General features: G+C 60.8%; 21 protein-coding genes. 14 read left to right on the top strand and 7 right to left on the bottom strand.

Going from position 1 to position 20,719, the window contains the following annotated elements; translation table 11 throughout:
- Positions 1-122: 122 nt before the first annotated feature.
- Positions 123-626 (bottom strand): MarR family winged helix-turn-helix transcriptional regulator, encoded by a 504-nt coding sequence (locus ABIN98_RS20620; protein ID WP_346912640.1) that lies wholly within the window; start codon positions 624-626, stop codon positions 123-125.
- Between the two features lie 484 nt (positions 627-1,110).
- Between ABIN98_RS20620 and ABIN98_RS20615 the strand changes: the two genes are divergently transcribed.
- Together ABIN98_RS20615 and ABIN98_RS20610 are read left to right on the top strand one after the other, a co-directional pair.
- Positions 1,111-2,268 (top strand): MBL fold metallo-hydrolase, encoded by a 1,158-nt coding sequence (locus ABIN98_RS20615; protein ID WP_346912638.1) that lies wholly within the window; start codon positions 1,111-1,113, stop codon positions 2,266-2,268.
- A gap of 105 nt (positions 2,269-2,373) precedes the next feature.
- Positions 2,374-2,883 carry a CreA family protein gene (locus ABIN98_RS20610; RefSeq protein WP_346912636.1) on the top strand — a complete coding sequence of 170 codons (510 nt, stop codon included), beginning with the start codon at positions 2,374-2,376 and terminating at the stop codon, positions 2,881-2,883.
- A 114-nt stretch (positions 2,884-2,997) separates the two neighbouring features.
- On the opposite strand, the gene ABIN98_RS20605 is transcribed toward ABIN98_RS20610, so the two are convergent.
- The 3 genes from ABIN98_RS20605 to ABIN98_RS20595 all read right to left on the bottom strand — a co-directional run bounded on the left by ABIN98_RS20605 (position 2,998) and on the right by ABIN98_RS20595 (position 5,391).
- Positions 2,998-3,342: a metalloregulator ArsR/SmtB family transcription factor gene (locus ABIN98_RS20605; RefSeq protein ID WP_346912634.1), complete on the bottom strand. Its 345-nt coding sequence runs from the start codon at positions 3,340-3,342 to the stop codon at positions 2,998-3,000.
- A 65-nt stretch (positions 3,343-3,407) separates the two neighbouring features.
- On the bottom strand, positions 3,408-3,596 hold the full coding sequence (locus tag ABIN98_RS20600; protein WP_346912632.1) for a sugar transporter: 189 nt from the start codon (positions 3,594-3,596) through the stop codon (positions 3,408-3,410).
- 136 nt (positions 3,597-3,732) lie between these two features.
- Complete coding sequence (locus ABIN98_RS20595; protein WP_346912630.1) at positions 3,733-5,391, bottom strand: L,D-transpeptidase family protein; 1,659 nt, start codon at positions 5,389-5,391, stop codon at positions 3,733-3,735.
- Between the two features lie 353 nt (positions 5,392-5,744).
- Here ABIN98_RS20595 and cysS point away from each other — a divergent pair, with 353 nt between their 5' ends.
- The 6 genes from cysS to rarD all read left to right on the top strand — a co-directional run bounded on the left by cysS (position 5,745) and on the right by rarD (position 11,638).
- Entirely contained in the window at positions 5,745-7,154 is a 1,410-nt protein-coding gene (cysS, locus tag ABIN98_RS20590; RefSeq protein ID WP_394701581.1) for a cysteine--tRNA ligase, read from the top strand.
- 500 nt (positions 7,155-7,654) lie between these two features.
- A complete protein-coding gene (locus tag ABIN98_RS20585) occupies positions 7,655-8,068 on the top strand; it encodes a DUF559 domain-containing protein (RefSeq protein ID WP_346912906.1) in 414 nt (137 codons plus the stop codon).
- Positions 8,065-8,553: a GFA family protein gene (locus ABIN98_RS20580; RefSeq protein ID WP_346912626.1), complete on the top strand. Its 489-nt coding sequence runs from the start codon at positions 8,065-8,067 to the stop codon at positions 8,551-8,553. The genes ABIN98_RS20585 and ABIN98_RS20580 overlap by 4 nt, the downstream gene beginning before the upstream one ends.
- Positions 8,550-9,038 (top strand): GFA family protein, encoded by a 489-nt coding sequence (locus ABIN98_RS20575; protein WP_346912624.1) that lies wholly within the window; start codon positions 8,550-8,552, stop codon positions 9,036-9,038. The genes ABIN98_RS20580 and ABIN98_RS20575 overlap by 4 nt, the downstream gene beginning before the upstream one ends.
- Positions 9,039-9,042: 4 nt before the next feature.
- Positions 9,043-10,638, top strand: coding sequence for a citramalate synthase (cimA, locus tag ABIN98_RS20570; RefSeq protein ID WP_346912622.1), 1,596 nt, complete (start codon positions 9,043-9,045; stop codon positions 10,636-10,638).
- A 67-nt stretch (positions 10,639-10,705) separates the two neighbouring features.
- Positions 10,706-11,638, top strand: a complete 933-nt coding sequence (gene rarD, locus ABIN98_RS20565) for an EamA family transporter RarD (protein ID WP_346912620.1) — start codon at positions 10,706-10,708, stop codon at positions 11,636-11,638.
- 27 nt (positions 11,639-11,665) lie between these two features.
- On the opposite strand, the gene ABIN98_RS20560 is transcribed toward rarD, so the two are convergent.
- Entirely contained in the window at positions 11,666-12,271 is a 606-nt protein-coding gene (locus ABIN98_RS20560) for a TIGR00730 family Rossman fold protein (RefSeq protein WP_346912618.1), read from the bottom strand.
- A 248-nt stretch (positions 12,272-12,519) separates the two neighbouring features.
- Here ABIN98_RS20560 and ABIN98_RS20555 point away from each other — a divergent pair, with 248 nt between their 5' ends.
- The 3 genes from ABIN98_RS20555 to ABIN98_RS20545 all read left to right on the top strand — a co-directional run bounded on the left by ABIN98_RS20555 (position 12,520) and on the right by ABIN98_RS20545 (position 16,660).
- Positions 12,520-14,055 carry an Ig-like domain-containing protein gene (locus ABIN98_RS20555; protein WP_346912616.1) on the top strand — a complete coding sequence of 512 codons (1,536 nt, stop codon included), beginning with the start codon at positions 12,520-12,522 and terminating at the stop codon, positions 14,053-14,055.
- Between the two features lie 231 nt (positions 14,056-14,286).
- On the top strand, positions 14,287-14,724 hold the full coding sequence (locus ABIN98_RS20550; RefSeq protein ID WP_346912615.1) for a metalloregulator ArsR/SmtB family transcription factor: 438 nt from the start codon (positions 14,287-14,289) through the stop codon (positions 14,722-14,724).
- A 100-nt stretch (positions 14,725-14,824) separates the two neighbouring features.
- Complete coding sequence (locus ABIN98_RS20545; RefSeq protein WP_394701580.1) at positions 14,825-16,660, top strand: ABCB family ABC transporter ATP-binding protein/permease; 1,836 nt, start codon at positions 14,825-14,827, stop codon at positions 16,658-16,660.
- Between the two features lie 21 nt (positions 16,661-16,681).
- Here the strand turns inward: ABIN98_RS20545 and ABIN98_RS20540 are convergent, their stop codons facing one another.
- Positions 16,682-16,846, bottom strand: a complete 165-nt coding sequence (locus tag ABIN98_RS20540) for a hypothetical protein (RefSeq protein WP_346912612.1) — start codon at positions 16,844-16,846, stop codon at positions 16,682-16,684.
- 93 nt (positions 16,847-16,939) lie between these two features.
- Between ABIN98_RS20540 and ABIN98_RS20535 the strand changes: the two genes are divergently transcribed.
- The 3 genes from ABIN98_RS20535 (at position 16,940) to ABIN98_RS20525 (ending at position 19,639) form a co-directional block, all read left to right on the top strand.
- A complete protein-coding gene (locus ABIN98_RS20535) occupies positions 16,940-17,848 on the top strand; it encodes a LysR family transcriptional regulator (protein ID WP_346912610.1) in 909 nt (302 codons plus the stop codon).
- 191 nt (positions 17,849-18,039) lie between these two features.
- Positions 18,040-18,744 (top strand): phosphatidylserine decarboxylase, encoded by a 705-nt coding sequence (locus ABIN98_RS20530; protein WP_346912608.1) that lies wholly within the window; start codon positions 18,040-18,042, stop codon positions 18,742-18,744.
- 82 nt (positions 18,745-18,826) lie between these two features.
- A complete protein-coding gene (locus ABIN98_RS20525) occupies positions 18,827-19,639 on the top strand; it encodes a CDP-alcohol phosphatidyltransferase family protein (protein ID WP_394701579.1) in 813 nt (270 codons plus the stop codon).
- 113 nt (positions 19,640-19,752) lie between these two features.
- Here the strand turns inward: ABIN98_RS20525 and ABIN98_RS20520 are convergent, their stop codons facing one another.
- Positions 19,753-20,718, bottom strand: coding sequence for a helix-turn-helix domain-containing GNAT family N-acetyltransferase (locus ABIN98_RS20520; protein WP_346912604.1), 966 nt, complete (start codon positions 20,716-20,718; stop codon positions 19,753-19,755).
- Position 20,719 lies beyond the last annotated feature (1 nt).

Here is a 20,719-nt window from a genome sequence, read left to right as displayed (position 1 = left end):
TGAGGCGCCTAACCCCTGCGCCTTCCCTGTCGTCACTATTGGCAGGAACGGCAAGGATAGCAACCAAAGCTCTGCATTGAAGTTAATGCGGGTGGGGTTGGCATCTGTGTCGGTAGGAAATTCTATTTGCCAGGGGTCCGGAAAGCGCTCGACGCGCGGGTCAACTGCGCGATGATTTCTTCCAGGGCCTTGCGTTGCTGCGGATCCAGGGCGTCCATCAGCATCTTGGAAAAGGCAAGCGCCTTGGGAACCAGGTCCGCGTACATTTTCTGGCCCTTCGGCGTCAGGGTCAGGAAGTTCTCGCGCATGTCGTCCGGATTGGGGGCGCGGGTCACGAGGCCGCATTTCTCCAGATTGGCGACAGCGCGGCTGACCTTCGTCTTGTGCATGGTGCTGCGTTCGCCGACGACCTTGGCCGTGACCTTGTGGCATTGCCCTATGAGGGCGACGACCCTCCATTCGGGAACGCCGATGCCGAATTCCGAGGCATAGATCTGCGAAAAGGAACGGCTGACTTCCTCGGCCAGGACCACCAGGCGATAGGGCAGGAATTCCTCCAGCGCCAGGACTTCATCCGTCTCGGCTTCCTGACCCGTGGCCGGAGAAGATCTCTTTACGTCATCCATTTCCCGCCTATCCAACCTCACGCAAGGCTCAGTCTGTATATCAATCGTGACCGTTTGTAGCCTGCCTGATCCCGCTTCTGCAGGGATCGGCCGACAAGGGGTGCGCTGCGAACAGACCGGTTTCCCGGTCAGGTCGCAGTCAACCATGATTGGTAATACGATTTCGCTTGTCCAGATACTGCCATTGTTCCCGGTTAGCAAAGCACATACGGGGCCAGGGCTCCGCATAAGTGATTAGGTCACCGAGGCAAGGAAACGGGTTGGTGCTGGCAGTAGAAGCTCTTCTATATCTAGTGGATGTCCGTAAAAAGCGATCTATCTGTTGAAAAGGCGGTGCTTTTGGAATGATTAGACGGCAAGTATTTGCGAATCGGTCGGTTATCCTGAGACCGTGTTTCAGGCCAGAGGTATTGGGAGCCTTTGCACAGGGATTGGTTCGCTCGACGGCACACGCCGACCGCGCAGATAAAAACGAGAGACGGCCATGAACAAGAACGTTACTGCCAAGAACGACGCAGCCAAGAACGATACTGGCAAGCTGGACAAGAAGGTTTCCTTCCGGGAAATCGGCAGGGACTGTTATGCCTTTTGCGTGGATGGAGGCTCGAACACCGGCGTCGTGGTCGGCGAGAACTCGGTTCTGGTCGTGGATGCCCAGCCAACGGCGAACGGTTCGGAAGCCGTTCTGGCGGAAATCGCGAAAGTGACAGACAAGCCCGTCAAGCATGTGGTCCTGACCCACTATCATGCGGATTCCAGCCTTGGCGCTGCCGCCTTCGAGCCTGGCGAGATCATCACCTCCGACCTGACGAAACGCATGATCGACGAACGCGGGCAGGCGGATCGCGCGACGTCCCTGTCCCGCTTGCCGGAGCTCTTCGGCGGCGCGAAGCGGCTGCCGGCCCAAATTCGCCCGACGATGAGCTTCGCGTCCTCCATGTCGATCAGCCTTGGACGCAGGGACGTGCGGCTCATGCACCTGGGGCGCGGCCACACCATGGGCGACGTGGTCGTCTGGGTTCCGGACGCCGGTGTGCTGTTCGCCGGCGATCTTGTCGCCAATCAGGTCGCTTCCTATTGCGGCGATGCCCATCTGACCGACTGGCCCAGGGCCCTGAATCGTATTGTGGCTTTCCGGCCCAACGCGCTGATGCCCGGCCGCGGCAAGGCTCTGGTCGGTGCGGATCGGATCGATCAGGCCGTTTCGGCAACTGCCGGATTTCTGGTCCTTTTGCGCGACACGGTTTTTTCCAGTGTTCAGGAAGGCAAGGGGCTGAAGGGCACATACACAGCGGCAAAGGCCGCCATGGACCCGGCCTTCAGCGCCTACGCGGACTATGAGCGCAACCTGCCGTTCAATGTCGCCCGTGCCTATGACGAAGCGCAGGGGCTCGATATTCCCCAGATCTGGACCGCAGAAAGGGATCAGGATCTGGCAGATGCTTTGCGCGGTGTGACGGGACAAGCGCAGCCCGAAATGGCCGATGAAGACAGCTCCGGCGACGATGCTGTTGTCGATCCCGATGTTCTCGATCTCTCGCTGGAAGATGTCGCGGGCGATGCCGAGGCGGCCGAAAAGGCGACGGACGGGGCAAACGGGAAAAAAAAACTTGAACGAAACCTCGAACCGGCCGGCGCGTGAGTGGATGGTCCGGCCGCCGAATCCGCCGCAGACCGTCGGACTGGACATGAAGCCGAGGCGTTCCCACATCGGGGTTATCTGACACTGTCTCCGAAGGACTGTTCCATGCAACGCGCTCTAGCGGCAGCGGCTCTTGCATTTATTCTGAGCGTAAGCTCGGTCTTTGCAGCCGATGAACCCGATCTCATTTTCAAGAAGTCCACGGTCTGGAAGTTCCTGACGCCGGACCACAAGCTCGCAACCTACGCCATCGATGATCCCATTATCGACGGGGTCGCCTGCCATTTCACGGTTCCCGAGAAGGGGGGCATTTCCGGATGGATTGGCGTGGCCGAGGAAGTGTCCGACGTTTCTCTGGCCTGCCGTCAGGTCGGGCCTGTCGCGTTCAAAGAGAAATTCGAGCAGGGGGAGGAGATGTTCCGCCAACGGCGGTCGTTTCTTTTCAAGAAGATGCGCATCGTTCGTGGTTGCGATGCCAAGCGGAATGTCCTGGTCTATCTGGTCTATTCCGACAAGCTGATCGAGGGCAGCCCCAAGAACTCCACATCGACCGTGCCGATCATGCCGTGGGGCGATGCCCCTGCGCCGCGCTGCGGCGAATATCTGAAAGGATGATGCCGCGTTGCGGCGACTACATGAAAGGATGATGCCGGGATATCGCGGCGGAAATGAAAAAAGGCTGCCCCGGTCGGGCAGCCTTTTTGTTTTTGTATCCTGTCGAGGCGTTGCTTAATCGGCGTGCTCTGCCTCGAGCATATGCGATACCGCACCCGGGAGGTTCGGCTGGCAGAAATGCGTATAGAGGATGCCCATGATTTCCTGGGCGGCCTTGCTCACCAGCTTGTAATAGATGGTCGTGCCATCGCGGCGGGTCTCGACAAGTCCCTGCGCGCGCAGCAATGAGAGCTGCTGCGAGACGGTCGGCATACGCATGCCCGTCTTTTCAGCGAGATCGCCGACGCTGCATTCCTTGTCCCACATCTGACACATCAGCAGCAGCCGAGGGCCGGATGCGAGCATCTTCAGAAAGCCTGCGGCATCTTCCGCTTTGTTTTCAAGTGCTGTGTAATCCATGGGTCGGACAATGCCAAAAAATGCGAAAACCTGCAAGCAAAGTCAGGCTTTACGGTTACGAATGATTACATGCGCCCGATTGCAGGGAGCAGGATGTGGCCCGAGCCGCAGCCGATTCCTGTCGTCAGGCAGATGCTTTTCTGCTGTGTTGCAGCATTGGAAGTGTGAGGGTAGCCGGCAAAACTTGCAAGTGCGGCCAAAGGACCAATCAGCAAAACGGCCAAAAAGGCAAACGCGAACAAACGGGCGAACATCTTGATACTCCTGAACTGGTTCCGACCCCTGGAAGACGGCCGAACCATAGGAGTTCGCTATTGAACGGGTGCTGAGTGCTGCGTTCAGCTAGCGTTCAAATAGCTTAACGAGATGCAAGCCTTTGATTTGTCGTTATTAAAGGTTTTCCGTCATCGCGCGCGCCAGTGCTTTCAACAAGATTGCGTCGCGATCGTAGATATCCTTGCGGAAGTGGGTCGACCCGTCCTTGTTCATCCACGCCGTCAGATAGGTGATATGAACCGGGATCGGCTGCTTCAGTTTGACGATCGTGCGTTCGCCGCTGTCCCGGATAGCCTCCAGGCGTGCCTTGTCGTAACCCTGATCGGCCAGCAACGTGTCGCCGAGCGTGAACGGCTCCGATACGCGGATGCAGCCATGGCTGAAAGAGCGCTGCGCCCTGTTGAACAGCGCCTTGGCCGGCGTGTCGTGGATGTAGATATTGAATTTGTTCGGGAACATGAACTTGATGCGGCCAAGGGCGTTCTTGTTGCCCGGATCCTGCCGCAGCTTGAAGGGGAAGTTTGCCGGGGAATAGGAACTCCAGGCGATCTGCGACGGCGATACCTCGGTCCCGCCTTCGAAGAGACGAATGTTCTGGGAGGACAGGACGCTCGGATTCTTGCGCAGCTTCGGCAGATATTCCTTGGTTGCGATCGAATAGGGTACGTTCCAGTAGGGGTTTATTTCCACGTAGGTCATGTTGTCGGAAAAGACCGGGGTGGCGTGATAGGGCTTGCCGACCACGACCTTGGTCGCCAGCCAGGTCTTCTCGTCCTTGACCACCTTCAGAACCTGGTCGGCGAGATTGACGAAGACATAGGTCTTGCCCAGGTCATTCGGCATCCAGCGACGGCGCTCCATGTTGAGTTCCATCTGGATCAGCCGTTGTTCGATCGGCACATTCATTTCCGCTAACGTATCGGCGCCGATGACACCGTCGACTTCCAGACCGTGATAGGACTGGAATTCCTTGACCCCGTCGACGAGCGCCCCTTCATAGATGTCGCCGGTCGGAATGGTCGGATTCAGATAGTCTTCTTCGATCAGGCGTTGGCGCAGGACGGCAAGTCGGCCGTCGGTCATTCCCGGTTTCAGGACTTCTCCTTCGGGAACAACTACGAAACCGCCTTCGGCGGCCTTTTGACGATATTCCGCCAGACGCAGTTGAAGCCGGGCATATTGAGGTGTGTCTGGGGCGAGTGTTTCCAGGAACGCGGCGTAATCGCTGGCGCCCATCACATTTTCCAAAAGGACCAACGGTTTCGGCCGGTGCGGGAAGATGTTCAGCGCCTTGTTGACTTCATTGGGCTGCACCCGGCCGGAGGACATGTGCGTAGCGTAGCGCAGGAACTGGTGGGTGAGATCACGCTCGATGGAGGCCCAGTCCTGAAGCGAATGCGCGTTCTCGCTTCTGGTGATGAATTTCAGCGGACCGTAATTCTCCGGATTGAGCGCATGGGCATTGGCGTCAGCAAAGGCGGCGATCGTCAGATGGGCGCGCTCGTTGAAGCCGTTCTTGTTCAGCCAGATCGTCGTAAATCCGCGCTTGGCGTAAAACTCGGTAACCTCGGTGTTATCCAGTTCGATGATGGCGTCGCGGATGCCCTCCGCAAGCGGCGTATCCGGTTCCGGATAGGTTTCGGGGGCGGTGACCGCCACTTCCGGCGCTGCCGACTGGGCCTGGGCGGAACCGGCAAGCTCAAGGCTGAAAAAGTGCGGTGCTGCCAGAACAAGCCCGGCACAAAGTATCGAGTTAAAAAACGTCATGCGCATTGGGAAAAGTCTCGTCTTGATTCGCCACGACCAACCCAAGCGTAGCGCAGTTCCCTGGACAGTCCAGCTAAAGAAAGCCGTCGGCTTGCCCAGGCCCTTCAGGCGCGCGCCGGGGTCCTGCATAAGGAGGGTAAAACGGTCGCCAAATCTGCAGGTTGAATTGCGCCTTGACCGGCGGACGGAAAGCGGGCCATAACAGCGCCCATGATGACGGCCGCACGGAACATCATTTCGATCACCATTATTTGCAGCTAGCGACACCGCTGGCTGTGGCCGTTCCCTCTTGGCAAATTGCACCTTAAGACGGATCGCCCGGCCAGCCGGCCAGGAGACCGATTGCCATGAGCGAAGCAATGTCCAATGCCAAAGGACTGAAGCTCACCAACACGTTGACCAGATCGAAAGAGGACTTCGTCCCGATCGATCCGAAAAACGTGCGCATGTATGTCTGCGGCCCGACCGTCTATGACTTCGCCCATATCGGCAATGCGCGACCGGTGATTGTCTTCGACGTTCTGTTTCGTCTGCTGCGCTACCTCTACGGCGCGGACCACGTCACTTATGTGCGCAACATCACCGACGTCGACGACAAGATCAACGCGCGCGCTCTGCGGGACTTTGGCTCCGAGATCGAAGCCGGCCGGATGAGCCTCAACGACGCGATCCGCCAGGTGACCGAGAAGACCGCCGGTCAGTATCACGCCGACGTCCGGGCGCTGGGCTGCCTCGATCCGACCGTGGAACCGCGGGCAACCGAACATATTCCCGGCATGATCAAAATGATCGAGACCCTGATCACCCGGGGCCATGCCTATGAGGCGGACGGGGAGGTGCTGTTCGACACCGCTTCCATGCCGGCCTACGGCAGCCTGTCGAAGCGCAATCTGGAAGAACAGAAAGCCGGCGCGCGGATCGCGGTCGAAGGTCACAAGAAGAACCCGGGCGATTTCGTGCTCTGGAAGCAGTCCTCCGCCGAGGAACCGGGTTGGGACAGCCCCTGGGGCCGTGGACGGCCCGGCTGGCATATCGAATGCTCGGTCATGAGCGAGGCGCATCTGGGCGAGGTGTTCGACATCCACGGCGGCGGGCTCGATCTGATCTTCCCGCACCACGAAAACGAGATCGCCCAGTCCTGCTGCGCCCACGGCAATGACCGCATGGCCAACTACTGGCTCCACAACGGCTTCGTGCAGGTGGAAGGCAAGAAGATGTCCAAGTCGGAGGGCAACTTCATCACCATCCATGATCTCCTGCACACGGAGACCTTCGGCGGCCGTAAGTGGCCGGGCGAGGTTCTGCGCCTCGCCATGATGATGACCCACTATCGCGAACCGATCGATTTCTCCGTCCGCAAGCTGGAGGAGGCTGAACGGCTTCTGTCCAAGTGGCCGGACCCTGTTACGGATGCGGCCCAGCCGGCGGCAGAAGTCCTCGATGCGCTTGGTGACGACATGAATACCGTCGCAGCTATTCAGGCTCTGCATGCACTAGCGTCCGAGGCGCAAAAGGATCCCGCAAGGTTGGCGGAGTATTCCGCATCTGCTGCATTGCTGGGTCTCGCGCCGGTCAAGGCCGAAGCCGTGGACCTCGACAATGCCGCCATCGACGCCCGCGTCGCCGAGCGCCTTGCCTTCATCGAGGCGAAAAACTGGGCGGATGCCGACCGGGTCCGCGATGAACTGGCATCTGAAGGGATTCTGCTAAAGGATTCAAAAGACTCCGAAACCGGCCAGCGCATCACCACCTGGGAGGTCAAGCGGTGACCCTGCACCTTGCTCCCGTCTCCCCCCTTGAGGGGGAGATGTCCGCCTTGGCGGACAGAGGGGGGTATGCTGCCTTCCGGCAGGCACGGTATTTGCGGTTTAGGCCGTTCACCCCCCTCTGTCGGCGGCGCCGACATCTCCCCCTCAAGGGGGGAGAGGGGTGCGTGCGGCGAGGGAATGCTCTCACTCGAGATGACATCGGAAATCGCGGGCGTCCTTCATCTGTGCATGTCGTGCCTAGCCAGCCTGAGGCAATGTCGCCGCTTTATTGCAAAAAGGTGCCGCGTCCTCCCGTCTCCCCCCTTGAGGGGGAGATGTCCGCCTTGGCGGACAGAGGGGGGTATACTGCCTTCCGGCAGGCACGGCATTTGCGGCTTCGGTCCGACACCCCCCTCTGTCGGCAGCGCCGACATCTCCCCCTCAAGGGGGGAGAGGGGCGTTTGCTGCAACGCTCTTCTCTCATTCGAGGGTTGGCGGGGCATCTACGGCTTCATTTCGATGTGAAGGCCCTATCCAGCGAGCCGATTGGAGGAGTATTCAATTTGCCTCATCGGGACGTGTCCAAGTCCTTGCGTGGGAATGCAAAGGCACTGCGCAGGAACATGACCGAGACGGAGAAGAAACTCTGGCGCGTGCTCCGTGGCCATAGGCTTGAGAACATTTCTTTCCGGCGTCAGATGCCGATTGCCGGCTATGTCGCCGATTTCGCATCGCCGAGCCATAAGCTGATTATCGAACTTGATGGCTCTCAGCATGGTCAAAAACGGGAGCTGATTGCAGATCGATCGCGCGACCGTGTCCTTGTAGAACTTGGCTGGAAAGTCCTGAGAATCTGGAATGCGGAGGTCACTGAAGACCTTGATGGCGTATGCCGGAAAATCATGGAGGCCTGCGGTCTGGAGGACAGAGCATGACCGGTCAGAATTCCCATTCCGGCGGTTGCCAGTGCGGGGCGATGCGGTTTCGGGTCGATGGCGAGCTCGGAACGGCGTCCATTTGCCATTGCCGCATGTGTCAGAAGGCCTTCGGCGCTTTCTATGCGCCGTTGGTCGGCCTTGAAAAGGGATCGGAACTCACCTGGACCCGGGGCAAACCCGCCTATTTCCAGAGCTCCAACCACGTCCGTCGGGGCTTTTGCCGGGATTGCGGCACGCCCTTGACCTATGAGGCGCCCGACGGCCTTGGACTGGCGATCGGTGCCTTCGATCATCCCGAAGAGATCGTACCGACGGTTCAGTATGGACTGGAGGGCAAGCTGCCTTATGCGGATCGGTTGCCGGGCCTCCGGGGAACCCGGACCGAAGAGGACGAGATCGCGCTGCCGTTCCTGGCAACCTTGGTGAGCCATCAGCACCCGGATGAAGACACGGACACCTGGCCGCCGGAGGAACAACGATGACGACCGCGGGATCCGCTACCGGCGGCTGCCAGTGCGGCGCCGTGCGCTACGAGGTCGGCGCGTTCGGACGTGCCTCCATCTGCCATTGCCGCATGTGTCAGAAGGCGTTCGGCAATGCCTTCGCCCCACTGGTGACCGCAAAGAGCATCACCTTCACGCGCGGAACCCCGAAACACTTCCAGAGTTCGAGCAAGGCCCGCCGTGGGTTTTGCGGGTCGTGCGGCACGCCGCTGACCTACGAATTCGAGGGCTTCGGAACCGAGATAGCCATCTGCACCCTGGACGATCCTTCGATCGCCGCGCCGGTGCTGCAGGTCGGACTGGAAAGCCGCATCCCATGGTGCGAGGGGTTGGATGCTTTGCCGACCCGTGCACCGGAGGAAGCGGCCAAGGCCGAAACACTTTTCAAGGAGCTCGTCTCCAATCAACACCCGGACCACGACACGGAAAACTGGCCGGTCCAAGAGAATGACCACGGAAACTAGAAAAATGACCAGGGAACGCCTCTACCTTTTCGACACCACGCTCCGCGACGGCGCGCAGACCAGCGGCATCGATTTTTCCGTGACCGAAAAGATCGCGATTGCCGAGCTGCTGGACCGGCTGGGCGTGGACTACGTGGAGGGCGGCTATCCGGGCGCCAATCCGACCGATAGCGAGTTCTTTTCCGAAAAGAGGACGAACCGGGCAACGTTCACCGCCTTCGGCATGACCAAGCGCGCCGGCCGTTCTGTTTCCAACGACGCAGGCCTGCAGGAAATCCTGGCGGCTAAGGCCGATGCCTGCTGCTTTGTCGCCAAGAGCTGGGATTACCATGTCGACGTGGCGCTGGGCTGCACCAACGAGGAAAATCTGGAATCCATCGCCGATACGGTGAAGGCAGCGGTCGCATCCGGCCGGGAAGCGATGATCGACTGTGAGCATTTCTTCGACGGTTACAAGGCCAATCCGGACTACGCGCTCGCCTGTGCGAAGACCGCCTACGAGGCCGGCGCACGCTGGGTGGTGCTGTGCGACACCAACGGCGGCACGCTGCCGGACGAGGTCAAGGAGATCATCGGCAAGGTGAGGGCGGTTGTGCCCGGAGACCATCTGGGTATCCACACTCATGACGATACCGGCCATGCGGTTGCCAACACCCTGACTGCCGTCGATGCCGGCGTGCGCCAGATCCAGGGCACCCTCAACGGTATCGGCGAGCGCTGCGGCAATGCCAATCTGATCACCCTGATCCCGACGCTGAAACTGAAGCAGGCCTACGCGGAGAAGTACGAACTCGGCGTGACCAACGACCAGCTTGCCGAGATCACCTCCATCTCCCATGCCTTCGACGAGATGCTGAACCGGTCGCCGGACCGCCATGCGCCTTACGTCGGCGAAACCGCCTTTGCCACCAAGGCCGGCATCCACGCCTCGGCGATCCTGAAGGACCCGCAAACCTACGAACACATCCCACCGGAGGCTGTCGGCAACCGGCGCCGTGTGCTGGTCTCCGACCAGGCCGGCAAGAGCAATCTGCTCGGCGAACTGGAGCGGCTCGGCATCAAGGTCGCCAAGTCCGATCCGCGCCTCGACCGGCTGCTTGCGGAAGTGAAGCAGAAGGAAGCGGACGGCTATGCTTATGAAGCCGCCGATGCCTCCTTCGAATTGCTCGCCCGCAAGGCCCTTGGCGAGGTTCCGCGGTTCTTCGACGTCAATTCCTTCCGGGTCATGGTGGAGCGGCGCCACAACGCGATCGGCGATCTGGTCTCCGTATCGGAAGCCGTGGTCAAGCTCGACATCGATGGCGAGGCCCGCATGTCGGTCGCCGAAGGCAACGGCCCGGTCAACGCGCTCGACAAGGCCCTGCGCAAGGACCTGGGCAAATACCAGTCTGCGATAGAGGGACTGGAGCTGGTCGACTACAAGGTCCGCATCCTGAACGGCGGTACCGGGGCGGTCACGCGCGTGCTTATCGAAAGCCATGATACCGAACGTCACCGGCGCTGGTTCACAATCGGCGTGTCCAGCAATATTGTAGATGCATCGTTCCAGGCTCTGGTCGATTCCATCACCTATGCGCTTCTGAAAGCCGAGGCGGCCTGACGCACCTGAAGGGCGAACAGGCCGGCCCGTTTGCCGGAGCGCAATCAACCACGATTGGTACAAGTCCATGACACAGGCGGCACCGGCCCAATCGGCGCCTGACGAAACCCGCACCGGCTTATTTTTTGCGCTCGGTGCCTACGGGCTATGGGGCATTCTGCCCGGCTATTTCAAGCTGGTCGATACGGTGGCGCCTGAAATCGTGGTCGCCCAGCGCATCGTCTGGTCCGTGCTCTTCGTCGGTGTGTTCCTGATGGTGATGCGCCGGACCCGGGAGATCGGCGAAATTGCCCGCGAACCGCGTCTTGTCGGCCTTCTTTGCATTTCCGCCGGCTTGATCGCGGTGAACTGGCTGGTCTTTGTCTGGGCCGTCGAGCATGAAATGGTGCTCGACGTCAGCCTGGGTTATTTCATCAATCCGTTGGTCAGTATCCTGGTCGGGCTCGTTGTCCTGCGCGAGAGGCTGTCGCCCCTGCAAGGCGTTGCGGTCGGTCTTGCGACTGTCGGCGTTGCGCTACAGGCGGTATTGCTTGGCGGGTTGCCCTGGGTGTCGCTCTTACTGGCCTTCAGCTTTGCCGGATACGGCTATATCCGCAAGATCACGCCGGTCCGGGCCACGCCGGGATTGTGGATGGAAACGGTGCTGTTGCTACCGCTCGCGGGAGGCTATCTGCTGCTGCAGGGCATGTCGGGTGTCGACGTTCTGAAGTTCGGCACGCCGACAGTGTTTCTGGCCCTCGCGGGGCTCGGTATCGTGACCGCTCTGCCGCTGATCCTGTTTTCAGCCGCGGCGCGGCGATTGCCGATGGTGCTGATCGGCCTGATGCAATACATCGCGCCATCTCTGCATTTCGTCGCGGCCGTGTTCATCTGGCACGAACCGCTCCATCCCGCGACCCTGATGACCTTCGGGTTTATCTGGCTGGCGCTCGGCGTGTTCAGCTTCGATTCCTGGCGGCGCTGGAAGGCGAACTCCCGGAATGCGGCAAAGAGTGTGTAAGCGCCGCCGCCGCCGTTAAGCCGGTTCTTAGAGGTTTTCGATCGGCGCGTAGCCGGAGGGTTCGCTCTCGATGTCCTTGCCGGAAAGAACATCCTGGATCATCGGCAACGCATCGTCCGCGCTCCGGGCCACCAGGTAAGGGACTTCCGTATCCGGCCGGATGAACCCCTGATGCCGCATATGGTCGAGAAGCTTGAGCAGGGGCGACCAGAAACCGTTGATGTCGACCAGCACGACCGGCTTCCTGTGCTGACCGAGTTGTGCCCAGGTCATCATTTCAACCGCTTCCTCGAGGGTTCCGATACCGCCCGGAAGCGCGATGAACGCGTCGGATTTCTGGAACATGAGCTGTTTGCGCTCATGCATGTCCTTCGTCACGATCAACTCGTCGAGGGACGTGAGCATGGCCTCGCGTTTTTCCAGGAAATGAGGGATAATGCCGGTGACCAGGCCGCCCGCATCGAGGGCCGCCTTGGCGGTTGTGCCCATGAGGCCGACCGAGCCGCCGCCATAGACGAGGCGCAGGCCGTTTTCGGCGATCAACTGACCGGTACGCGTGGCCGCCGCTTCATAGACCGGATCGGTACCGAAGCTGGAGCCACAATAGACGCAAACGCTGGAAAATATTGTCATGAGGAATGTGTGGCATTACCGGCCGGACCGGTCAAGCATTCGATGGTGCATGGCAGCGGAGATTTGGGCGGTTTTCTTGCCGACACCTAAAAAGACGTATATTCATGGCGTTAGACAGGGGTTGGCCGACAGAATGTGAGCCTTGCAGGATCTGCCGCAGGCAGTCCTCTGGCGGAACAATTGAGTGGTCGGAAGATTGACGGATCTAAGCCGGGTAAAAGCCCGGAAAGAACCCGGATGGGATGGCAATGACAAAGCTGAGCGTGATCTGGAGCCTGATAGCCGCCGTCGTCGTGGGCGGTGCAGCGCTGACGACCGGTATCATCTATATGGACCGGCAGGAGAAAAGCGCCGAAGCACCCGCTTCCTCTACAGAAGTGACCACAGAGGTTGCATCCAATACCGGGACGGCGGAGCCGAGCGCATCGCAGCCGGAAGCCGCCGATGCGGGGGCGCAAAAGGAAAACGGCCCGGATGTCAGCGCCAAGGCGGACAAGCTCACGTTTGACGCGGTCGGTGTGGAGCCGACGGGAGAAACCGTCGTTGCGGGCCGCTCGGATCCAGGCTCCATCGTCGCACTGACCGCGAATGGAAAAGTCGTCGGCAAGGGCGTTGCCAACAACAAGGGCGAATGGACGATCATTCTGGAAAAGCCGCTCGAAGCGGGCGACTACGACGTCGGCCTGCAGATCACGGATGATGCCGGCAATGTCACTCATGAATCGACCGAACGCCTTGCGGTGTCAGTTCCCGAAGACCGCAAGAGCCAGCCGCTGGTGGTGCTGAACAAGCCGGAAGGTCCGTCCGATATTCTGCAGAAGCCCGAGCCGGTTGAAACCGCAGGGCAGGACGAGCCGGCCAAGGAAACCGTGGTTGCGTCCGCAGAGGGTGAAGAAACGGCCGAACCGGTCGTGGAAACCAAGCCGGAACCTGAAACAACGTCGTCCGGCGAGCCGTCGGTGGCGGGGTCTGAAACGACGGCCGACGAGACGCAAAAGCCGGAAACGGCCGGGACTCCGGCAACGGCAAAGCCTGAAAAGGAAACGGAAGTCGCAACGGCCGAGCCCGAGACCTCCGCTTCTACTGAGGCGCTGGCTGCAACCGCAGACGCGCCTGAAGCCAACGGAACCGCTCCGGCGGTCGAAGTCACGGCGGTGGCAACCGGCGGGAGCCCGACCGATCAGGCCGATACGGCACCAACGACCCGCACCGTCTCCGCTCCGGCTGGAGAACCGGTTGCCGGAAGCTCCTTGAAGACGACGGTCGAGGCCGTTGAAGCGGAAGGCGGCAAGCTTTACGTGGCCGGGACCGGCGAGCCGGGCCTGAAAGTGCACGTTTATGTTGGCGGCGAATTCATCGGCGAAGCCGGGGTTGGCGCCAACGGGCGCTGGCTGCTGCAGGGGAGCAAGACCCTGCAACCTGGAACCGTGGAAGTCCGCGCCGACATGATCGGCGATGCCAAGGGCACGGTCGTCGCTCGCGCTGCTGTGGAATTCGAAAAGGCGGCTGAACAGATCGTCCTGACCAAGGTGATCGCTTCCGGTGAAACCGCAACCGATGCCGGCGGGTCAGGGGCCGCTGTGACCAAACCGTTGCCGAATGTGATCATCCGCAAGGGCGATAACCTGTGGACCATCTCCCGGCGCCTCTATGGCGAAGGCACGCGGTACACGACGATCTATCAGGCCAACAAGGGACAGATCCGCAATCCGGATCTGATCTATCCCGGACAGGTCTTCCTGACGCCCGAAGGCGATTTGAACTGGAAGACCGAATCGAACTGATCGCGTCAGCCTCACCGGCAGAAGAGCGACGGCGCGCTGAACCAGCCGCGCCGTTTGCCTGTTATCATCGTGGAAAATAACGAGTGCGGAAGGTTTGAGCGCCTGAAATGGTGCGGCGCGGACGCGCACGACTTGTTATTTCGGCGATTCATCGCATATCTACGATGAAAGGTCGGCGCAGGATCGCAATCCGGCCGCCGGTTTGAACAATCGTGAGGGAGAGCCAGTCACATGGCGGAGAAATCTGCAGGCTTCCGGCCGGACAGCGGATCGGAAACTGCTTGCGCGCCCACCGCGCATTGCGAACTTGCGAAGGTTTATCGGGCCCTCGGCCACCCCGCACGTCTGGCAATCATTGAAACGCTGGCAAACCGGAACGCGGCCTGCTGCGGCGAGATCGTCGACCGTATGCCCTTGGCGCAATCCACGGTCTCCCAGCATCTGCAGGTGCTCAAGGAAACCGGTCTTCTGACCTGTGAGACGATGGGCCGGAACTGCCGTTATTACTTGAACACGGATATGCTGGCCAAGGCCGCCGTAGCATCCGAGGCTTTCTTCAATCGGGTCTCCGAGCAACACAGTGCCTGCCTCAAGGCGGGCGGCTGTCCCGGTGAAGCCCTCAACAACAAAGAAAACGAGAATGACCCCAGGGAGAAAACCGTTGAGTAATCAGGCTGTACAGAATGCGGCCGACAAGGGGACTGCCGGTGACACAAGCACGAGCAAGCAGACAGCAGTCAGTGCGGATGAAGGTTCGACCCTTAATACCCTGATCAATCTCTGGCCCTACATCTGGCCCGCGCATCGGCCGGACCTGAAGACACGGGTGTTGCTGGCCGTCGTCGCCCTGGTGGTGGCGAAAGGCGTGACCGTCCTCTCGCCCTATTTCTTTGCCTGGGCATCCGATGCCTTGACGGGTGAGACGAGCAATCTCCCTGCGTTTCTGATCGCGCCGGTTATGCTGGTGCTTGCCTACAATGCGGCTCGCGTGCTGGCCGTTGCCTTCAACCAGCTGCGCGATGCGCTGTTCGCCCGGGTCGGTCAGCACGCGGTGCGCCAGCTCGCCAATCTGACGTTCCGCCACCTGCATGAACTGTCCCTGCGCTTCCATCTGGCGCGGCGCACCGGTGGCCTCAGCCGGGTGATCGAGCGCGGCGTGAAGGGCATCGAGGCGATCGTCCGCTTCACCATCCTTAACGGCATTCCGACGATCCTGGAATTCGCCATCATGGCGGCGGTGATTTCCTACCAGTTCGGCCTGAGTTATCTCGCCATCGTCGCGGTGATGATCGTCGCCTACGTCTGGTTCACCATCAAGGCGTCGAACTGGCGGATCTCCATCCGGCGCGAAATGAACGACAGCGACACCGACGCCAATTCGAAGGCGATCGACAGCCTGCTGAATTTCGAGACCGTCAAGTATTTCGGCAACGAAAAGATGGAAGCGGCGCGCTTCGACGTTTCCATGGCCAAGTACGAGAAGGCGGCGACGAAAACCTGGACGTCGCTGGCCTGGCTCAACCTCGGCCAGACGGTCATTCTCGGCATCGGCATGGCCGCCTGCATGGTGCTGTCCGCAAGGGCTGTCATGGCCGGGGAGCAGACGATCGGCGATTTCGTGCTGATCAACGCGCTTCTGATGCAGATTTCCATCCCGCTCAACTTCATCGGCTTCATCTATCGGGAAATCCGCCAGGGCCTTGCGGATATCGAATCCATGTTCGACCTGCTCGGCGTGCCGGCGGAAATCACCGACAAGACGGGGGCCGAACCGCTGAAGGCGGTTGCGGGAACCATCGCCTTTGAGGATGTGCGGTTCCACTACGATCCGGACCGGCCGATCCTGAAGGGAATCGATTTCAACGTGCCCGCCGGCAAGACGGTCGCCATCGTCGGGCCGTCCGGGGCTGGCAAGTCGACCATCTCCCGTCTTCTGTTCCGGTTCTACGACGTGACCGGCGGGCGGATCCTGATCGACGGCCAGGACGTGCGCGACGTCACCCAGGAAAGCGTGCGCCATGCCATCGGCATGGTTCCGCAGGACACGGTGCTCTTCAACGACACCATCGCCTACAATATCCGTTACGGCCGGCCGGATGCCACGGACGAGGAAGTCCGAGAGGCCGCCCGCATGGCGCAGATCCACGATTTCATCGAACGATTGCCGCAGGGCTATGCTTCCGAGGTGGGCGAGCGCGGACTGAAGCTGTCCGGCGGTGAAAAGCAGCGCGTGGCCATTGCCCGCACGATCCTGAAGTCACCGCCGATCCTGATCCTCGACGAGGCGACCTCTGCGCTCGATACCCATACGGAACGGGAAATCCAGGCGGCCCTCGATCAGGTGTCGAAGAACCGCACCACGCTCGTGATCGCCCACAGGCTGTCGACGGTGGTCGGCGCCGACCAGATCATCGTGCTGGAAGCCGGCCGGATCGTCGAGCGCGGCACCCACGCGGACCTTCTGGCGGAAAACGGGCTCTATGCTTCGATGTGGGCGCGTCAGCGCGAAGCGAGCGAGGCGGAGGAACGCCTGCGGGCAGCCCGGGAAGAAGACGATTTGGGCATCATCCTCCGGGGGCCGCGCGCAGGCGAAACCGTCGAATAGCGGGTCGTTCGAACTGCCCGCTTAGGCGGTCTGGAAACCTTTATCGAACGGCGAGAGGCGATCTGCGGCTTTGGGCGCATCAACAAGACGGGCGGGGAGCTGGAACAGGCCCCGGAAGATCCGCCGGATTTCACTGGCGCGGTGGGTGCGTGCGAGATGTTCGTAATGATCACCGGTATGTATCATGGCAGTCTCCTTTCTGCTGAAGGGACTGTCTCATTATCGATGCAGTGATATAATCGGGCTCGTTTTGGTAACACTTTTCGAAGTTTTCGAATAATGCGCCTGGATGATCTGCGTTTCTTTTCCCGCGTTGCCGCTCTGGGAAACCTCTCCGCCGCCGGCCGGGAATTCGGCCTGTCACCTTCTGCGGCAAGCAGCCGTCTGACGGCACTGGAGCGAGAGGTGGGGGCGCAATTGTTTGCCCGCACCACCCGGCGTGCGGCCCTGACGGAAGCAGGCCAGGTCCTGCTCAACCATGCCGCGGCAGCCTTACGGGAAATGGACGCGGCGCTGGATCATCTGGAAGCCAGCACCGAAGCGCCGCGCGGCACGCTGAAAATCTCCACCAACATGTATTTCGGCCGCAAGCACGTGTTGCCCTATCTGGTGGAATTCCGGGAACTCTATCCGGACATCCGCATCGATATGGATTTCACCGATCGGCTCGTCGACATCGTCGCGGAAGGCTACGACATGGCCATCCGGGGCGCACCTCTGGCCGACTCCACGCTCAGGGCGCGTCGGCTGGGCAGCAACAAGCGGGTTCTGTGCGCGACACCCGACTATATTGCCCGCAACGGCGCGCCGAGCTGTCCGGCCGAACTCGTCAACCACGACTGCATTGGGATTTCCTCCATGCCGATCTGGTATTTCGAGGGTCCTGACGGAGAGATCGCCCAACAGGTTTCCGCCTTTATCACCGGCGATACCAGTGACTTTTCCTATGACGCGGCCATGTGCGGTCTCGGCATCAGTCTCAAGTCCATCGCCCATATCTGGGAAGATTTGCGGGACGGCCGGCTCGTGGAAGTGATGCAGGACTATCCGGTTGTGCGGGAAGGGGCCATCTGGGCCGTCTATCCGCCCGGCAAGTTCACGCCGCCGAAAGTGTCCGTCTTTGTCGATTTCCTGCTTTCGAAATACGGCCGGCCTCCCTACTGGGAAACCGACTACCGCGACGCCTGAAAACCCGGCTTGTTCCGAAGTGGTTTTCCCGGTTCAATTGCGGATCGAATGGGTTTAGAAGAGAGCCCCAATTCCATGTGCTGCCGGAACAGGATGTCCGGTCGTGCGATACACAAGAATTCTGCGAGGCCGCTGCGAGGAAATGCTCCGCCGCGCCGGCCGGCAGAAAGTCCCGAAGGGCAGGATCCCGCATGTCACTTGTCGACTCCGTAACCAAGGCCTTTGTCCCCATTCACCGGGAAGGGTGGCCGTTTATCGCCATCAGCCTGGTAGCGACGCTGGTCATCGGCTGGTTCGCGGATCCGCTGTTCTGGATCGGTCTGATCGTGACCGCCTGGGTCTGCTACTTTTTCCGGGATCCGCCGCGGGTCACCCCGGTCACCGAGGGGCTCATAATATCGCCGGCCGACGGCGTCGTCAGCCATGTCGGCCCGGCACGTCCGCCCGCGGAACTGGAACTCAGCGGCGAACCGCTCCTGCGCGTCTCCATCTTCATGAACGTGTTCAACTGCCATGTGAATCGCGCACCCATGAGCGGCAAGGTCACCCGTGTTGCCTATCGTGCCGGCAAGTTCCTGAATGCGGAACTGGACAAGGCGAGCGAGGACAATGAACGCAACGGTCTTGTGATCGAGAACGGCGAGACCCGTATCGGTGTTGTCCAGATCGCCGGCCTGGTTGCACGGCGCATCGTCTGCTTCGTGCGCGAAGGCGAGACGCTTTCTGGCGGCGAGCGGTTCGGCCTGATCCGCTTCGGTTCGCGGCTCGATGTCTATTTTCCTGAAGGCACGGTGCCGAAGGTCGCTCTCGGCCAGACCATGATTGCCGGCGAGACCGTCCTGGCGGATCTGCGCGAGACCAATCCAACCGCACAGCCGCTGACCCGGGTCAGCTAGGGACCAAACAGTGACGACCGAACACGATAAACCCGCCTCCAGGCAGCAGGCCCGGGAGGGACGCCAGCCCAGGTTCCGCCGGGTGCCGCTGCGACTGATCCTGCCCAACATGGTGACCCTGCTGGCCCTGTGCTCCGGCCTGACGGCGGTCCGCATGGCTTACGAAGGGCGTTGGGAATTCGCGGTCGGTGCGGTGCTGGTCGCCGCCGTTCTGGATGCGCTCGACGGCCGGGTCGCTCGACTTTTGAAGGGAACGTCCAGATTCGGCGCAGAGCTGGATTCACTGGCCGATTTCGTCAATTTCGGCGTTACACCGGCCTTGATGCTCTATCTCTGGATTCTCAAGGAAGCCGGCTCCATCGGCTGGATCGCAGCCCTTGCCTTCGCCATCTCCGCCGCACTGCGCCTTGCCCGGTTCAATGTGGCCCTCGACGATCCGGACAAGCCCGCCTGGGCAGTGCAGTTCTTTACCGGCGTTCCCGCGCCTGCAGGCGCATTGACGGTGCTGATCCCGATCTATTGGGGTTTTCTCGGCGTTCTGCCGCAATGGCCGGAATTTGCGCCCGGCGTCGCCCTTTTCACCATCGGCATCGCCTTCCTGATGATCAGCCGCCTGCCGACCTATTCCGGCAAGACCGTCGGCACGCGCATCCGCCGGGACTATGTGCTGCCGCTGTTCGTGGTCGCGGTGCTGCTTGTCGCCCTGACGGTCAGCTATCCGTTCCAGGTCGTGGCGCTGGTCTCCGCCCTCTACCTGGTCTCCATTCCGTTTGCCTGGCAGTCCCATCGCAAACTGCTGCTGGCCGACAGGAACCTTGCCAGCGATGACGACGGCGATTGCGAGGACACCGACCTCGACCACCTCGGCGACAAGCACAAGGGCGACGCGAGCTAGCCTCACTCACTGCCGTCTTGGCGGGACTTGATCCGGGCAACGATGCCGTTGCCTCGCCAAACGGCAAAGCGGTTCCGTGAAGCGACATGGCATGACGGAGGCTGTGATGGGCGTCAGCCACGCGTCTGTTTGCGCACGAACTTCTGTTCCATGACCATTTTGCCCCATTGGTCGCCCCGATATTCGTCGACCAGTTCAAACCCGTTACGTTCGTAGAGTGCGCGGGCGGCGTCGAGGCCCTTCAGGGTCCACAGGTGAATTTCGTCGAAGCCGTGGCGTTCGCAGTGATGGAGGGCCTTGTCCAGAAGCCTGCGGCCGAGGCCGAGACCTCTGAGATGCGCCTCCAGAATGAACCAGCGCAGGTGGGCAATGTTGTTACCCAGATCCTCGCCGTCGATGGTGATGGAGGCGACCACCCGACCGTTTTCGACCACGCTCCAGGAATTGTTCACCGGATTGGAAAGACGGGGCATGAATTCCGCCATGGCTGCCGAGACCACGCTCTCAAAGGCGGGGCCGAAGCCGACGATCGGCCCGTGCGTACGCCCATGCAAGGCCGAAATATCGCCGATCATGCCGGTCTGATAGCCTTCGACAATTTCTGGGGCAGTGGCCGCAGCCTCGGTGCTGCTGCCGGTCCTGGAAACCTTCAAGGCGGTCGCAAAGGCATCGAGCGCGCGGGCGATATCTTCCGGTGTCGACGGTCCGCTCAGATGGGGAAGGGCGCCGGACACCTTGTTCTCGCCATAGGCGGCCAGGATGGCCAGGGTCTTGCGCCCCTGATCGGTCAGGGTGATGCAGAAGGACCGGCCGTCCGTTTCCAGCTTTTCGCTGGTAATCTCGCCGCGCTTTTCGAGCGCCTGCACCAGCCGGCTGATGGTGGATTTCTCCAGGTTCAGGCGGTCTGAGAGCTCTTTCGATGTCAGGCTGCTGCTCTCGCCAAGTTCGATGATAGTGTGGACGGCGGAGGGCGACAGGTCGGTGCCCGCCAGCGTGCGTTCCATATAGCCGTGCTCGCGGACCAGAACACGGGCTGCGCCCCGGATGGTGGAGATGACTTCAGGTGAGATCGTCTGCATC

This window comes from uncultured Roseibium sp., from assembly GCF_963675095.2.
GTDB lineage: Bacteria > Pseudomonadota > Alphaproteobacteria > Rhizobiales > Stappiaceae > Roseibium.
The sequence above is the reverse complement of the archived record's forward strand: the minus strand, read 5'-3'. Positions and strand labels throughout refer to the sequence as shown.

Coding starts and splice junctions, on each gene's coding strand:
- ABIN98_RS20620 (WP_346912640.1), bottom strand. CDS start 626: ATGGATGACGTAAAGAGATCTTCTCCGGCCACGGGTCAGGAAGCCGAG.
- ABIN98_RS20615 (WP_346912638.1), top strand. CDS start 1,111: ATGAACAAGAACGTTACTGCCAAGAACGACGCAGCCAAGAACGATACT.
- ABIN98_RS20610 (WP_346912636.1), top strand. CDS start 2,374: ATGCAACGCGCTCTAGCGGCAGCGGCTCTTGCATTTATTCTGAGCGTA.
- ABIN98_RS20605 (WP_346912634.1), bottom strand. CDS start 3,342: ATGGATTACACAGCACTTGAAAACAAAGCGGAAGATGCCGCAGGCTTT.
- ABIN98_RS20600 (WP_346912632.1), bottom strand. CDS start 3,596: ATGTTCGCCCGTTTGTTCGCGTTTGCCTTTTTGGCCGTTTTGCTGATT.
- ABIN98_RS20595 (WP_346912630.1), bottom strand. CDS start 5,391: ATGCGCATGACGTTTTTTAACTCGATACTTTGTGCCGGGCTTGTTCTG.
- cysS (WP_394701581.1), top strand. CDS start 5,745: ATGTCCAATGCCAAAGGACTGAAGCTCACCAACACGTTGACCAGATCG.
- ABIN98_RS20580 (WP_346912626.1), top strand. CDS start 8,065: ATGACCGGTCAGAATTCCCATTCCGGCGGTTGCCAGTGCGGGGCGATG.
- ABIN98_RS20575 (WP_346912624.1), top strand. CDS start 8,550: ATGACGACCGCGGGATCCGCTACCGGCGGCTGCCAGTGCGGCGCCGTG.
- cimA (WP_346912622.1), top strand. CDS start 9,043: ATGACCAGGGAACGCCTCTACCTTTTCGACACCACGCTCCGCGACGGC.
- rarD (WP_346912620.1), top strand. CDS start 10,706: ATGACACAGGCGGCACCGGCCCAATCGGCGCCTGACGAAACCCGCACC.
- ABIN98_RS20560 (WP_346912618.1), bottom strand. CDS start 12,271: ATGACAATATTTTCCAGCGTTTGCGTCTATTGTGGCTCCAGCTTCGGT.
- ABIN98_RS20555 (WP_346912616.1), top strand. CDS start 12,520: ATGACAAAGCTGAGCGTGATCTGGAGCCTGATAGCCGCCGTCGTCGTG.
- ABIN98_RS20550 (WP_346912615.1), top strand. CDS start 14,287: ATGGCGGAGAAATCTGCAGGCTTCCGGCCGGACAGCGGATCGGAAACT.
- ABIN98_RS20540 (WP_346912612.1), bottom strand. CDS start 16,846: ATGATACATACCGGTGATCATTACGAACATCTCGCACGCACCCACCGC.
- ABIN98_RS20535 (WP_346912610.1), top strand. CDS start 16,940: ATGCGCCTGGATGATCTGCGTTTCTTTTCCCGCGTTGCCGCTCTGGGA.
- ABIN98_RS20530 (WP_346912608.1), top strand. CDS start 18,040: ATGTCACTTGTCGACTCCGTAACCAAGGCCTTTGTCCCCATTCACCGG.
- ABIN98_RS20520 (WP_346912604.1), bottom strand. CDS start 20,718: ATGCAGACGATCTCACCTGAAGTCATCTCCACCATCCGGGGCGCAGCC.